The sequence below is a fragment of the Paenibacillus paridis genome (assembly GCF_006345825.1).
Classification (GTDB): Bacteria; Bacillota; Bacilli; order Paenibacillales; family Paenibacillaceae; genus Pristimantibacillus; species Pristimantibacillus paridis.
On the sequence record NZ_VCIX01000076.1, the window covers coordinates 45,980 to 61,689 of the forward strand.

Below are 15,710 nucleotides of genomic sequence, written 5' to 3' on the forward strand. Positions count from 1 at the left end.
ACCGTGGCAGCAGATACGCCGCCAGGAGAATATATGATCACCGCGACTTCGACGGTGAACGACAGCAAAAAAGGAAATGCGACGATTACGGTAACGGCAACGCCAGCGATCAATAGCGTGAGCGTTAGCCCGAACACGGCGAGCATGCTGCAGGGCGGAATCAAGCAGTTTGCGGCATTGGTAGATGCAGTAGGTGGCGCAGCGACAACCGTCACTTGGAAGAGCAGCGACGCCAAGGTGTCTGTGGACAGCACGGGTAAAGTAACCGTGGCAGCAGATACGCCGCCAGGAGAATATATGATCACCGCGACTTCGACGGTGAACGACAGCAAAAAAGGAAATGCGACGATTACGGTAACGGCGGCGCCAGCGATCAACAGCGTGAGCGTTAGCCCGAACACGGCGAGCATGATCCAGGGCGGAATCAAGCAGTTTGCGGCATTGGTAGATGCAGTAGGTGGCGCAGCGACAACCGTCACTTGGAAGAGCAGCGACGCTAAGGTGTCTGTGGACAGCACGGGTAAAGTAACCGTGGCAGCAGATACGCCGCCAGGAGAATATATGGTCACCGCGACTTCGACGGTGAACGACAGCAAAAAAGGAAATGCGACGATTACCGTCACAGCAGCACTTACTTATAAGATAGCTCCAATAACGGATCAATCGTTAACGGCCCTTATTCAGGGGTACGATCCAGGAACTCAAGAAACTAGACTCGTTACCATCACAAATAGTGGTACAGGCGATTTATTAAACTTGTCAGTAACACTTAGCGGTACGAACGCTAACGATTTTGTAACGACACAGCCATCATCGAACTTAACTAGCGGAATAGCAACAAACTTAAATATTCATGTCAAAGACGATTTGCCGGCAGGTACTTACAAGGCAATGGTTACGATAGCTGCGGATCATTTGACGCCTGTAACGTTTATGGTGACGCAAGCAGTGAATTTGCCAGATGCTCCGGCGAATCCGCAAAACCTTGTAGCTGCGAGCGGAGACCGTCAAGCAACATTGAGTTGGAATGCCGTAGCGGATGCGACGCAATACCGTATTTATGTGGCAACGGATCCGAGTCAATTGAGCACTGCCGAGGTTGCGAGCGTCACTTCATCTACCTACAACGTACAAAACCTGACTAACGGCACAACCTATTACTTTGTGGTGAAATCGGAAAACTCGGGGGGCTTGAGCGCAGCGTCTAATCAAGTAAGTGCGACCCCATCAGCCATCGCGCAAAGTCCTACTAATGTGACGGCAGTTGCTGGTGACGGACAAGCGGTCATTACCTTTACGGCTCCGCTCGATAACGGCGGCAGCCCAATTACGGGATATGAAGTGACTGTTTCACCGGGCAATGTGGTCTTAATCGGGACTGCAAGCCCGATTACGATAACAGGATTAACGAATGGCACGAGTTATACCTTTACGTTAAAAGCGATCAATCGCACAGGGAAAAGCGCTGCATCCGCCGAATCGAATGCAGTTATACCGAAAGCATCATCTAGCGATAATGGCAACCCTGAGCCATCCCAGCCTTCCGTACCGACGACACCTGCCGGTCCGATTACAGGTGTTGACATCCTTGTTAATGGGAAAGTCGAGAATTTAGGAACGTCCACGACAAGCAAGCGAAACGACCAGAGTGTCAGGACGATTTCCATCGATCAGAAGAAACTGGAGGATAAGCTCGCGACGGAAGGGCAAGGGGCTGTTGTCACGATTCCGGTCAGTGCAAAGGCAGATGTCGTAATTGGTGAACTTAACGGCGAAATGGTTAAAATCATGGAGAGCAAGCAAGCTGTTGTCGTGATTAAGACGGACCAAGCGACATTTACGATCCCTGCACAACAAATTCAAATCGCCGCTTTAGCTGATAAACTAGGCAAGGCAATCGCCTTGCAAGATATCAATGTGCATATCGAAATCGCCTCGCCGACGGCGGATACATTAAAGGTTGTAGAGAACTCGGCGGTAAAGGGCACGTTCACGCTTGTGGTTCCGCCACTGGATTTTACGATAAGAGCCACTCACGGAAATACAAGCGTTGAAGTATCAAAGTTCAATATTTATATGGAAAGATTGATCGCCATCCCTGACGGAGTTGACCCGAATAAAATTACGACAGGCGTCGTGATTGATCCGGATGGAACGGTACGCCATGTACCGACTAAGCTTGTTACCATCGAAGGCAAGTATTATGCTCAGATAAACAGCTTAACCAATAGCACTTATTCTGTCGTCTGGCATCCGATCGAATTCCTTGATGTCGCGAAACACTGGGCGAAAGACGCGGTTAACGACATGGGATCCCGGATGGTTATTGATGGTACGGGCGGCGGTTTGTTCAGTCCCGATCGCGATATCATCCGAGCAGAGTTTGCCGCCATTCTTGTACGCGGACTGGGACTGAAACCGGAAGATAGTTTAACAACGTTCTCTGACGTGAAGACGTCTGATTGGTTCAGCAGCGCGATCAACACGGCATATGGCTATCAACTCATTGAAGGGTTTGAAGACGGCACGTTCCGACCGACCGACAAGATCACCCGAGAACAGGCCATGGTTATTCTCTCTAGAGCCATGATGATTACCGGACTTAAGGAAAAACTGCCCGCTCAGTCGGCAGATGAAGCACTTCGTTCGTTTGGAGACGCGTCAAACATATCTGGCTGGGCGCACAGCAGCGTTGCAGATAGCGTATGGGCTGGCCTCGTATCTGGACGCAGTGAAGCCGAGCTTGCACCGAAAGCATTTATGACGAGGGCTGAGGTTGCAACTATTATTCTAAGACTTTTGCAAACATCAAACCTGATCTAAGTAGAGACAGTAGAGACATCCGTATGCGATGAAAATATAATGTATCATCCCTTCCTAACCCATGTTTACATGGTTAGGAAGGGATTTTTTTATTTTGAAAACATCCAGCTGCAAAGGCCTAATAGTAAAGAAATATTTATTTTGATCGACAAGGAATGTACGTTTTTTGATATGACGTTAAAAATCGAATATATACGTTATTCTGCCAAATCCATATAATTTGAAGCGTACCACCAATGTCAAAGAAAAGGGGAATTTTATGATTCGATATGTGAAGGTTGCAAGATTAGTAACGCTTTCGGTTGCCATTGCACTGCTGCCGACATTAGCTGCCTGCACGAACAGCAACAATCAAAACTCGGCAAGTCCGGCAGCCTCAAACAGTACTCCATCCGCAACGGAGCCCGCTAAAGAAGAAGAGTCAGCGGAAAAATGGAATCAGAAGTTCGACCCTCCCGTTACGATTACGACGGCTATTGTAGACGATGGAACTTCGAGGGGCAATGCGTTCAAGCCTGGCGAATCCATGGAGGACAACGCGAATCTCCGCTGGATGAAAGAAAATATGGGCATTAACGTAAAATTCGATTTTATCGTAACGAAACCGGAAGATTATGATACGAAGCTGCGCCTACTGCTCTCCAGCGGCGGCAAGCTGCCTGATGCATTCGCCGCAGGGAATGACCCGCTGCAAAACTTGCTCGCGGCAAATAAGCTGATGCCGCTAGACGAAGCTATCGATAAATACGCGCATCCTGAGTATAAGAAGTTGTTGGAGAAGTATAGCTACGCGCTTGGCGAAGTGAAGAAAGACGGCAAGATTTATGGTTTGCCAGCCTTCTTCATGGGCGACGAAGGCACCGTCATGTGGATTCGCAAAGATTGGCTTGAGAATCTAGGGCTGGAGCCGCCAAAAACGCTGGATGATTTCGAAAACGTTCTCAAACAATTTACGGAGGGCGACCCCGATAAGAACGGTAAGAACGACACCATTGGCCTAGCTGTGCCGCTTAAAGAAGGGCCTTGGACGTGGATGGGGCAGACAGACGCAATCGTCTCCGCTCTCACGGATCAAATGATCAATACGTACGACGTGCGTTTGTTCTGGAACAAGGGCGCAGACGGCAAGCTTAGCTACGGTGCGATCCATCCGGACGCCAAACTGTATTTACAAAAGATGAGCGATTGGATGAGCAAAGGCTTCGTGGATAAGGAAGCCGGCATCAAGGATCCGGGAAAAGCTTCCGAATTGGCAGCCAGCGGCAAGGCCGGAATCATGTTCGGACCGTTCTGGATGGGCGACTGGCCGCTGAGTGACGCGACCAAAAACAATCCGGATGCGGACTTCCAGCCGTATCCGCTTCCTTCAGGGCCGAACGGATTGGTTGGCCGTGCTGAGAAGCCGCTGACCCAGGGCTTCACGGTCTTCAACAAAGACTTCCAGCATATCGACGCTTGGTTCGCCTACTTCAACAAAATATTTGCGAAAAAATTGGAGATGGAAGGCGATCCGTTAGCTGATCCGCGTTGGAAAGACGGATATCATGAAGGCTACGACTATGTCAAATTGGATGGCAAAGTCATCAAGGGCAACTACGAAGAAGCAGGCGTACCGGCAGACCAATGGCCGCTCAAAGACGGCGGCACCATGGATATTAGGTTCATGATGACGAATATACTTGGCAATTTTACGAGCATCCCGCACTCCAACGTGGCAGCAGTCAAGAAGTTTCTGGCCGATCCAAACGCTGAGCCTTTAACCTCTATGGAATTCGACACCAAGCAAATGAAGAAAAGGCAGCTTGACGCCGCAGGCGTTCGGATTAACCAAACCGTCACCGAAGGCAAAAACTATTTCACCGGTCCAATGACGCCAACGATGAAATCGAAAGGCGAATTGCTTAAGAAACTTGCTACGGAAAGTTATCTTAAAATCATTTATGGCGAAAAGCCGGTAGAGTACTTCGATGAATTCGTTAAACAATGGCTAGATAACGGTGGCCAGAAGATCACGGACGAAGTCAACGAATGGTATGCGAAAAACCAATAATAATCGCTGACAACTTGTGAAGAAATCATACATCGATGACGGAGGAGAGGGCAGCCTTGGCTCTCTTCTCCTCTATTTTTCTGGAGATAGGAAGGATGCATAATGGCAGCGTATTGGCGAAAAACTTGGCCGTTTCATGTTCTATTATTGCCGGCTTTAGTGTTGGTCTTCTTGTTTCAATATGTTCCTTTGTTCGGAGCCGTAATCGCTTTCCAGGACTATGAGCCATGGCTTGGGATCAAAGGTTCTCCTTGGGTAGGCTTTGAGCATTTTCGGTACCTGTTCACGTATCCGGACGGCAAGCAGATTATATGGAATACGTTAATCATTGCGGGGTTTAAATTAATCGCGAATTTAATTGTCCCGATCGTGTTCGCTCTCTTGCTCAATGAAGTTCGCAAGATGTTTTTTAAGAGATTCGTGCAGACGTTCGTTTATTTGCCGCACTTTTTATCATGGGTTATCCTAGGGGGCATTTTAATCGATATATTGTCGACAGAGGGCGGAATCATCAATCGGCTTCTGAATTCGTTCGGCATCCAGAGCGTCTTCTTCTTAGGCGATGGCAGATGGTTTCGGTTTACGGTCATTTTAAGCGACGTGTGGAAGGAATTCGGATTTTCAGCGATTATTTTCTTGGCTACGCTGGTGGGCATCAATCCGGCTTTGTATGAAGCGGCAGAGATCGACGGGGCTACACGTTGGCAGCAGGTTAAATTGATCTCCGTTCCTCTTATGATGCCGATTGTCATCGTCGTCGCGACCTTGTCGCTCGGCAGGATTTTGGATGCCGGATTCGACCAAATTTTAAATATTTACAACCCTCTTGTCTATTCGCATGGAGATATCATCGATACGTTCGTCTATAGGGAGGGCCTAAACAACGGACAGTTCAGCTTTGGAACGGCGGTCGGACTATTCAAATCAGCGATCGGATTTATCTTGATCGTAATCAGTTATAGAATGGCTTTCAAACTAGCCAATTACCGCATTTTTTAAGGAGGATGACCATGCGCTATCGCTCTAGAGGGTACACCGTATTTACGATCTCCAACACGATCTTTCTTAGCCTGCTGTCGCTCATTTGCATTCTTCCGCTCCTTCACGTGTTTGCTTTATCCTTCAGCTCGCGGGCCGCGGCAACGGCGAATATCGTCAATTTCTGGCCGATCGGCTTTACGACGGATGCCTACGTGAAGACGCTCAGCAACGTTATGTTCCTCCAGTCCTTGTGGACCGGGGTAGAACGAACCGTGTTAGGCACCGTACTATCGATGGTCGTCATTACGATGGCAGCCTACAGTTTATCGAAATCCATTTATAAATTCCCAGGACGCCAAATTTATATTTGGGTGTTTGTTTTTACGATGCTGTTCTCGGGAGGGCTGATTCCTTCTTATGTATTAATAAGCAAGCTAAAAATGATCGATACCCTATGGGCGTTGGTGTTGCCTTCAGCCGTCAGTGTATGGAATATGATTCTGATGCTTAATTTCTTCCGGACGATTCCGCAGGAGCTGGAAGAGGCCGCCTATATCGATGGAGCGGGCCATCTGAGGGTGCTGTGGAGTGTATATTTGCCCGTATCGATGCCGTCCATCGCAACGTTGTCTTTATTTACGATGGTCTTTCATTGGAATTCATGGTTCGACGGCATGATCTATATGTCCAACCCTGACGGTTATCCTCTAGCCACTTATTTGCACTCCATGATTGTTAGTGACAACCTGTCGAGGGTTGGTGTAACATTGGAAAGTGTAGCAAATTTTTCAAATCGAACCGTTAAATCCGCGCAGATTTTTATCGGGGCGCTGCCTATTTTACTCGTCTATCCGTTTTTGCAAAAGTATTTCGTAAAAGGAATCGTGCTTGGCTCGGTAAAGTCCTAGAGGGACGGTAGCCAGCTCTAAAATAAGATCGAATCGGGTGAGCCCTATTTATAAAATCAGACGCGGCACGGTCGGCAAAATGAATATTTTCACAAAAGTCATGATCGTGATCGTCCTGATGCTTATCCCTATCATAGTCATGTACAATTCTTCAAATAAGACCAGCACCGATGTTGTCGAACAAGAGCTGCTTCAGATGAATTTGAATCGAATCCAATTTTTCGTGGACCAGATGGACGTCGAAGCGGACCGATTGTGGAGATCGGCCTTCGTCATAGCGGCCGATCCGGATACCCTGCAAATGCAGCTTAAGACCTCATCCGAGCCGGATTATTCCAAACTCGCTTCGATGAGGCTTTTGCAGCAAAAGATTGCTATGCAATCGAACTCCTTCGAATGGGTGAATGATTTTACCGTATATTCACCTCTTTCGGATATCGCCGTTTCTACGAATTTGAAGCAAATTTACGATTCGGAGTATTTCAAGAATGCCATACAGGAACGTTGGGATTATCGCGTCATCGTGTCGGACCGGGGGCCGGAGAAGGCGTTCGTAAGAGATTTGATCACGCCTTTCGAGTCGCTTTCCACAATGGGCGATCCGAATTTGTATGTTGAAGTCGCGTTCACGTCGAGTAACCTTGTGAAGATGCTGGAGAGGTTCATGCAAGGCACGGTCGGACAGCCGTTTCTCTACCAGCCGGGCTTTGAACCGATCATACCGCGGGAGCTCGACCCTGAATTGGCAAAAGCGATGGCGAAGCAATTCGATATCATTCGCGCACAGAATCGAGTCAAAGGGTCTACCAAGATTACCTTTAAGAATGAACCGTATCTGGTTAATTACGTGATCTCAGACTCGATAGGCTGGTATATCGTCGATTTCCAGCCGATGAAAAAGGTGCTTGCTCCCATCGATCACAGTAAACGGATGTTTTATGCCGCGGGGCTGCTATTGCTGCTTATGGGCATTGCCTCCTCAGCGCTGCTGTACCGCAATGTACAGAAACCGATCAACGATCTGATTCGGGCGGTGAAATCGCTGAGGCGAGGCGCGTATGATTATCGGATCAAGCTCGGCCCATCCAACGAATTCCATTATTTGATCGAGCAGTTTAACCTAATGTCTGAGGATATTCAGACGCTTATCGATAAAGTGTACGTGGAACAGCTTCACGCGAAAGAATCCTCACTTAAGCATTTGCAAGCACAGATCAACCCGCATTTTTTGTATAATAATTTCGCCTACATTCAAAGCATGGCGCAGCTCGAACGGACGAAGGTGATTGTCGCTTTCACGCAGCACCTGAGTCAATATTACCGTTATACGACTCGGACGGAACAGCAATTAACTTCATTGGCTGAAGAAATGGAGTTAATTCGCAATTACTTGGAAATCCATCGAATGCAGTCCGAACGGCTGTTATTTCATGAACATATCGAAGTCGGCATGATGTCTATTCTTATGCCGCGGCTGCTGCTTCAACCGCTTGTCGAGAATGCAATCGTGCACGGTATGGAAGGCAAGATAGGAAAATTCGAAATCATTATCACCGGCAGCAGAACCGAGGAGGGTTGGGAGCTTACCGTAGAAGACAACGGAGTTGGCATGCAGCAAGAAGATTTAGAATCACTAAGGCGCACCTTATCTTTGCAGGCGAGCTCGGATCGCAGCCTCGGCATGCGAAATGTTCATCAGCGTATAAAGCATTACTTTGGGCAATCCTCGGGACTTCAGGTTGAACAGTCCTACCTTGGCGGGCTCCGGGTGGCGTTGGTGATTAAGGATGGAGGCGATTCCGATGTTGGAAGTACTGATCGTAGACGATATCCCCTCTCAAGTGGATAGTTTCGCCGCTACGATCCCGAAGGAAGAGCTTGGGATTACTCGTATTCATAAAGCCTATTCCGGTAGAGAAGCTTTAACGCTATACCGGGAACAAAACATCCATATCGTCATTACGGATATACGGATGCCAGAGATGAGCGGAATCGAGCTGATTCGGGAGATCCGCGAAATAGGGCGTAAAGTTAAGATTATCGTTATTTCGGGGTATGCGGATTTCGAATATGCGAAAAGCGTAGTTCCTTACAATACTTCCGAGTATTTGATGAAACCAGTAAACCCGGATCAATTGCGAGAGACGCTGGCTAAATTAGCTGAAGAAATCGCTTGCGAGAGAAAGCTTCAACAACAGCAGCAGCGCGACGTGTATGCCTTTCGGGAAAATTTGCCTGCACTGCAGGGCGAGCTGTTGAATCGTCTGTTATACGGTTACGGTATCCCTAATGCAGAGCTGGAGAGAAAGCTTTTCCTGTTAAACTTGCCTTTTGCCTTACAGCAGCAAGTGGGGCTGTTCCTCGTAAGGCTGGAGGGAAAGCTGCAAGATTACGAGCGAATGGATAAAGAGCTGATCGAATATGCGGTTACGAATATGGCTGAGGAATTGCTGCGAGACGACTTTCATTTGTGGTTTTGCCGAGATCAAAACGAATACCTCGTTTTTATTGTTTCGGCCAAAAATAGAACGGACGCGAACGAGCAAATGGTTCGAACTGGGATGGACGACCGGATGCTAGCGTTTAAGAAAAAAGTGGAATCTCTCTTAAGCGGCAGCATTTCTATCGTATTGGCGGAAAACTGGGCTAACTTTCCTGAAGGCGTCCCCGGGCTGTATCGGTCAGTAATCGATGGGATGAGGGTAATCGAAGAGAAGAGGCAAAGCGTATTTCTGCGGATTGCAGACCATACTGATCAGGTTCAGATCGGTACGTTAACTTCGCTGTATCGACCGCCCCTTCTGATTCATTTGCTGGATACAGGAAACTGGGTACAGGCAGAGGAGAAGCTAATCGAAATTTTCGTTGAGCTGAACAGCAAGAACTATCCGCCCGAGCATGCTAACGAAGCTTATTTTGCTATCGCCAACGCCTACCAGTATATGGCGCACAAGAAAGGGAAGCTGCTAAGCGAGTTCGGCGAGTCTTCCTTTGGGCTTATGCCGGCCGCTCCATCGCTTAAACAGCTAGAGAAGTGGGCATTTTTCATGCTCCGAAGCCTTAGAGAGCAATCAAAAGATTCATCAGAGAAGCAAACAGGTTTAGTTGACAAGGTCCACCATTTCATCGGGGTGAACACCGACGGCAACTTAACCCTCCAGACGATCGCGGCGCATATCGGTCTTCATCCGGCTTACTTGTCGAGAGCCTATCGGGCCGAGACAGGAAATAATTTGAGCGATTATATTATGCGTTATCGGATGGAATTGGCCTCTTATTTGCTGCGCAGCACTGATAAAAAAATATATGAGATTGCCGAAGTGATCGGCTATCAGGCCGTTCCTCATTTTATAAAGCTGTTTAAGGCTTTTACGAACATGACCCCGCAAGAATTTCGTGATCGAAGGGGCGTATAGTGACTTTTGGGCGTGCCGAGATAAAAAGAAAACCTTCAGCTAGTTCTGAAGGTTTTTTTAGATATCGTTAAGGGGGATATAAATGTTAAAGAAGAATATTTATGTTGTGCGACATTGCAAAGCAGAAGGGCAGGAGCCTGAAGCTAGGCTTACTGATCTAGGTGTTATACAAGCAGAGGAGCTTACTGATGTTCTATTAAAAAAAGACATTCATTTCATTATTTCAAGTCCTTTTCAAAGAGCACGCCATACGATAACACCGTTAGCTGAAAAACTCGGAATAGAAGTTGTTCTGGATGATAGATTGGCCGAGAGGGTCTTATCAAACGAGAATCAACCGGATTGGCTTACCATGCTACGAAAGACATATGATGACTTAGACCTGTGTTATGAGGGTGGGGAGTCCAGTAACACGGCCATGAGCCGTGCTATTAGCGTAGTGAAGGAGTTGCTGGATAGCGAGTACCAGAATATCGTGCTCGTATCACACGGGAACCTAATCTCACTACTACTTAAGCATTTTGATGGCCAAATTGGCTTTAAGGAGTGGGAAGCATTATCTAATCCTGATCTTTTTCATCTTGCCTTCTCAGAGGATAAGCCTAATATTTACCGCATATGCCATTTTGGCAGTTGATGAGCCTTTTAATGTGAAAGTGAAGCTTGGTCAGCTAATTAACTTGATATCCTTCCGTTTGTGATATTATATTGTTGGAAAGAGATGATAGTAGTAGGAGGTACCTCTGAAAGGACGTGTTGAGCAATGAATGTAGATACGGTTATGCAGGAGCTTGAGGCTCTCGGCAAGGAACGGACCAAGAAAATATACGGATCCAATGGGGCGCATGAGCCGCTTTTTGGCGTGGCTACAGGTGCAATGAAGCCCATTGCAAAAAAAATCAAAAAAGACCAGCAGCTGGCTGAGCAGCTGTACGCCACAGGAAATTACGACGCCATGTATTTTGCAGGCGTCATTGCAGATCCAGATGCGATGAGTGAAGCGGATTTTGATCGATGGATAGACGCGGCTTATTTTTTTATGCTGTCTGATTTTGTGGTAGCCGTCACGTTATCAGAAGCAGAGATTGCACAAGAGGTATCGGATAAATGGATCGCAAGCGGAGATGAACTTAAAATGTCTGCGGGTTGGAGCTGCTATTGCTGGTTGTTAGGCAACCGACCGGACAGTGAATTTTCCCAAGCCAAACTTTCGAACATGCTTGATTTGGTGGAAAATACGATTCATGATTCTCCTGAACGAACGAAATACGCCATGAATAATTTCATTTACACTGTGGGAGTATCCTATTTGCCGCTGCATGATAAGGCTGTGGAAACCGCAAAGGCAGTGGGCCCGGTAGAAGTTAATAAGGACAAGCCCAAAAGCAAATGGATAAACGCCTCAGAAAATATCCAGACAGCAGTAGTGAAAAACCGGCTGGGGTTCAAACGCAAACATGTTAGGTGTTAATTCATAGACGCGGCCAAGGGAGCCTATCTCATCATATGCAACCGTCACGACATGCCAGAAAATGCGTAAGGGGCCTATGGAAAACGCTGGCGCATTCAATGTATGAACAAAGAATAAGCGAGTCTGGAGAGCTGCACCCAGGGCAAAATGGTTCGCAGGCTCTTCAAAACTCGTTATTGAGATATTAGAAGATGGACATTGAAATCCTTGTCTGCTATTATTTAACTATAAAAAACAGAACGTTGTTTTATAATGTAAAACAATTTCCGAGAAGTACTCAGAGAAGAAATAAGCCCGTAATTCAAGCACAGTATAGTTCCTTTAAAATATTTGACTTATTTGATAAGCATGGTACAAGAGTATGGAAAAGGCAACTTAGGCTATACAATTTAGTACGATATAGATCAAAGCGTACTGAAAGATGGGTCGTTTGCGCCACTATATAAGAACGTTGTTTTATATTATAAAACAAATATGAGCAATGATGAAAGGTATTTGATAGTTCTATTTGGCCTTATTTAAAGCGTATTCACGATGGTAAACAAAACAATTAAGGGAGTGGAAAATATGATTAGCAATCCGATATTACGTGGGTTTCATCCTGATCCGTCAATCGTACGTGTAGGAGATGATTTTTATATTGCGACTTCGACATTTGAATGGTTTCCTGGGGTACTCATTCATCATTCCAAAGATTTGGTGAATTGGCGTCCGCTTACCTCGATATTAACACAGTCCTCTCAATTGAATATGGAGGGCAATATTAACTCGGGCGGTGCATGGGCGCCATGCCTAAGCTATCATGATGGCCTTTTCTATCTTATTTATACGGATGTAAAAAGTCGTATGGGGGCTTTCAAGGATACTCATAATTACATGGTGACGGCAAATGATATTTTGGGGCCCTGGTCAGAGCCTATTTATTTGAACAGCAGCGGTTTTGATCCTTCCTTGTTTCATGATGAGGATGGTCGGCAATGGCTCGTCAATATGATCTGGGATCATCGGAAAGCGAAAAACTCATTCGCCGGCATCATTCTTCAGGAATATTCGAAGGAAGAGAAAAAACTTGTCGGTCCTAAGAAAAATATTTTTCTAGGCACAGAGCTTAGACTTACAGAAGGGCCGCACTTATATAAACGGAATGGCTATTATTACTTGCTGACCGCCGAAGGCGGAACACAATATGAACATGCGGTAACGATGGCGCGTTCACGGCATATCGACGGCCCCTATGAAGTTGATCCCGCGAATCCCATCTTGACGTCTGCGGGCAAGCCAGAGCTGGAGCTGCAGAAAGCAGGACATGCTTCGCTGGTAGAAACGCAAAACGGGGAATGGTATATGGTTCATCTCGTTGGTCGCCCTGTGAAAGATAAGCTGTGCATGCTAGGCAGAGAAACCGCGATTCAGCGCTGTCATTGGACGAATGATGATTGGATTGCGATTGATGGAGGAGGCAATTGGCCGCAATCTGTGGTGCAAGCGCCTCAATTGCCATTACATCCGTTCCCGGTTGAACCGGATGTAGACCACTTTGATAACGCGGAGCTTGGACTGCAATGGAACACCCTTCGCATACCCGCAAGTCCGGAGTGGTTATCCTTAACAGATAGACAAGGTTACTTGCGACTATGGGGTCAAGAATCTATGAGCTCAACGCATCGCCAAAGTCTTGTCGCACGCCGGCAACAATCGATGTATTGTGAAGCGGAGACAGCGATGCAATACAATCCCGAGCATTATCAGCAAATGGCGGGATTGATTCTGTTCTACGATACGAATGATTATGTTTATTTACGTGTGACATTTCATGAGGAAATAGGGATTTGCATAGGCATTATTCAATCGATAAATGGTGTTTATAATGAAGTACTGGAGCGGGATATCTCGGTTGGTGCTGGAACTTATCATTTGAAAGTTATAATTCAGAATGAGAAAGCTCAGTTTATGTACGCGGTGGAGGACGGGGAATGGAACGCCATCGGACCTGAGCTTGATGTCAGTCATTTATCTGATGAATATGCGGATTATATCCGCTTTACAGGCAATTTTATCGGTATGAGCGTTCAAGACTTGATAGGAGAACGTAAACATGCAGACTTCGATTATTTCCGTTATGTTGAGCATGATGTTTAGTCAATGGATCATCAATAAAAGAGGACAATGAGCATTGCCTTTGAAACGACCCATAACTTTGTTATGGGTTTTTATGTAAAATCATTCACCCATGGGAGATCGTGCTGATATGAACAATGCGGCAAATTTTTTAAGTCGTTCCCTAACGGGAAAAACCATCATACGTACGATTATGTTTTCTTATTTATTGGTCAACATTTTGCTCTTATTACTGCTTGGACTGTTATCTGTTCGAGACTCAACGACGAGCCTTACCAAGGAAATCACTCAATCGAGCTATAAAATGATGGAGCAAGCGGCGCGCGGGTTCAGCTTCAATCTGGAAGAGGCTACTCGTCCACTCGTTCTTCTGGCGAGTCACTACTCGCTTGGCGCCATGATGAATCCGGGCAAGGAAATGGATGTTGAAAGACGCATCCAGCATGAGAGAAATATAGCGGACGTCGCCTTTGGTGTATCTTCCTTGCAATCACTGGTTAGCGATATTTTAATATTGGGGGAAAACGGCTATGTAAATAACCTGGATGGAAGAAAATCACTCCGATGGAATTATCTTTTTATCGAGCAAGATTGGTTTAAGCAGGCGATTTCGGGAACTCCGAACAAAGGCTTTATTACGCTTGGGCTCCACAAGCAGGATTACTATCTGGAAAATAATATTTCAAAATATAACCGACCGACGCTATCCATCGCCTTACCGGTCAAGGATTACGCCCGTGAGCCGATTGGAGCTGTCATCGCTAATTTGGATTTAGACAAAATTAACGGCATGTTCGAGTTTACGTCGTATCAAAATAATGAAAGCATATTTATGATTGATACTCAGCAGACAATCATCGTTCATAAAGATATTGCGGCCATCGGTACAAAGCTCGACTTCGCAGGTATTGAGCTTATTTATGCCAGCGACTCTGGAAGCATAGTAACGGAACTGGACGGGAAGGAGACGCTTGTTATCTTTCATCCTACTGCTGTTCAGGGCTGGAGAATGATCTCGACGATTCCGATGTCTGTCATCAGTGGACAGGCAGACTCGCTGAAATCTAATCTAATTGGTTTTATTTATCTTTGTTTGCTGCTTAACCTTCTCATTTCCATATTGATTACCGTTCGAATCTCCCGACCGTTCGGACGATTGCTTTTCACATTGGATAAAATCGGGGGAGACAGTACGTATGTTAAGACGAATAACTATAAATATCGCGAACTAAACCTGATAGGCAACAAATTTAAAGAGCTAGTGATCCGAATCGAAACGCTGGTCAAACAGAACTATCAATCAGAAATTGCATTAAAAGAGGTAGAGCTCAAAACGCTGCAATCGCAAATTAATCCGCATTTTCTCTTCAATACGCTGCAACTGCTGCAAACCGAGATTGTATGCGGCAGTACGGAGGATTCCAACCAATTGGTATTGTCGCTGAGCAGTCTTCTGCGGTACTCAATGAAACAATCGGAAGAAATGGTGGAGCTGGAGCAGGAAGTTCAGAATGTCAGAGACTATTTGTATATATTGAATAAAAAATATGATGATCGAATTGATATCGAGTTTTGCATACCGGATCAGTCGATTTTAAAACATGGAACGATTAAGTTAATTTTGCAGCCGCTCGTTGAAAATGTAGTTCTCCACGGATTTGGCGAAAACCCGCAGTCGGCTAAAATGACAATCAGTGTTGTGGCAGTCAAAAAAGGGATCATGATCGCAATCCGAGATAATGGCAGAGGAATAGAGAAAAGCCGATGCGAAAAATTGGCTCGACAATTAGGCATGCGGGATTTTAAACCGGACGGTATTGGCTTATATAACGTCAATCAGCGTATCCGGTTGAAGTTCGGCTCTAATTACGGATTGAAGCTCAGAAGCAAAGAAGGGGTTTATACCACGGTTTATGTCGTTTTGCCAAAGGCTTGAAATCATT

Annotated in this window: 10 protein-coding genes; all 10 read left to right on the forward strand. The window is 46.2% G+C overall.

The window, feature by feature from the left end:
• A partial coding sequence (locus FJQ58_RS07220) for an S-layer homology domain-containing protein (protein ID WP_238403866.1) occupies window positions 1-2,823 on the forward strand: 2,823 nt, incomplete at its 5' end.
• A gap of 259 nt (window positions 2,824-3,082) precedes the next feature.
• On the forward strand, window positions 3,083-4,873 hold the full coding sequence (locus FJQ58_RS07225; RefSeq protein ID WP_139991761.1) for an extracellular solute-binding protein: 1,791 nt from the start codon (window positions 3,083-3,085) through the stop codon (window positions 4,871-4,873).
• Window positions 4,874-4,975: 102 nt separating this feature from the next.
• On the forward strand, window positions 4,976-5,872 hold the full coding sequence (locus tag FJQ58_RS07230) for an ABC transporter permease (RefSeq protein ID WP_139991762.1): 897 nt from the start codon (window positions 4,976-4,978) through the stop codon (window positions 5,870-5,872).
• Between the two features lie 11 nt (window positions 5,873-5,883).
• Window positions 5,884-6,762, forward strand: a complete 879-nt coding sequence (locus tag FJQ58_RS07235; RefSeq protein WP_139991763.1) for a carbohydrate ABC transporter permease — start codon at window positions 5,884-5,886, stop codon at window positions 6,760-6,762.
• 37 nt (window positions 6,763-6,799) lie between these two features.
• The gene (locus FJQ58_RS07240) at window positions 6,800-8,611 is read left to right on the forward strand and encodes a sensor histidine kinase (protein ID WP_139991764.1); all 1,812 of its coding nucleotides are present in this window, start codon (window positions 6,800-6,802) and stop codon (window positions 8,609-8,611) included.
• Window positions 8,565-10,178: a response regulator transcription factor gene (locus tag FJQ58_RS07245; protein ID WP_162341364.1), complete on the forward strand. Its 1,614-nt coding sequence runs from the start codon at window positions 8,565-8,567 to the stop codon at window positions 10,176-10,178. The genes FJQ58_RS07240 and FJQ58_RS07245 overlap by 47 nt, the downstream gene beginning before the upstream one ends.
• 82 nt (window positions 10,179-10,260) lie before the next feature.
• Entirely contained in the window at window positions 10,261-10,815 is a 555-nt protein-coding gene (locus FJQ58_RS07250) for a histidine phosphatase family protein (protein ID WP_139991766.1), read from the forward strand.
• Between the two features lie 126 nt (window positions 10,816-10,941).
• Window positions 10,942-11,649: a DNA alkylation repair protein gene (locus FJQ58_RS07255; RefSeq protein ID WP_139991768.1), complete on the forward strand. Its 708-nt coding sequence runs from the start codon at window positions 10,942-10,944 to the stop codon at window positions 11,647-11,649.
• A 567-nt stretch (window positions 11,650-12,216) separates the two neighbouring features.
• Window positions 12,217-13,788, forward strand: coding sequence for a glycoside hydrolase family 43 protein (locus tag FJQ58_RS07260; protein WP_139991770.1), 1,572 nt, complete (start codon window positions 12,217-12,219; stop codon window positions 13,786-13,788).
• A 109-nt stretch (window positions 13,789-13,897) separates the two neighbouring features.
• Window positions 13,898-15,703, forward strand: coding sequence for a cache domain-containing sensor histidine kinase (locus FJQ58_RS07265; protein ID WP_139991772.1), 1,806 nt, complete (start codon window positions 13,898-13,900; stop codon window positions 15,701-15,703).
• Window positions 15,704-15,710: the final 7 nt, after the last annotated feature.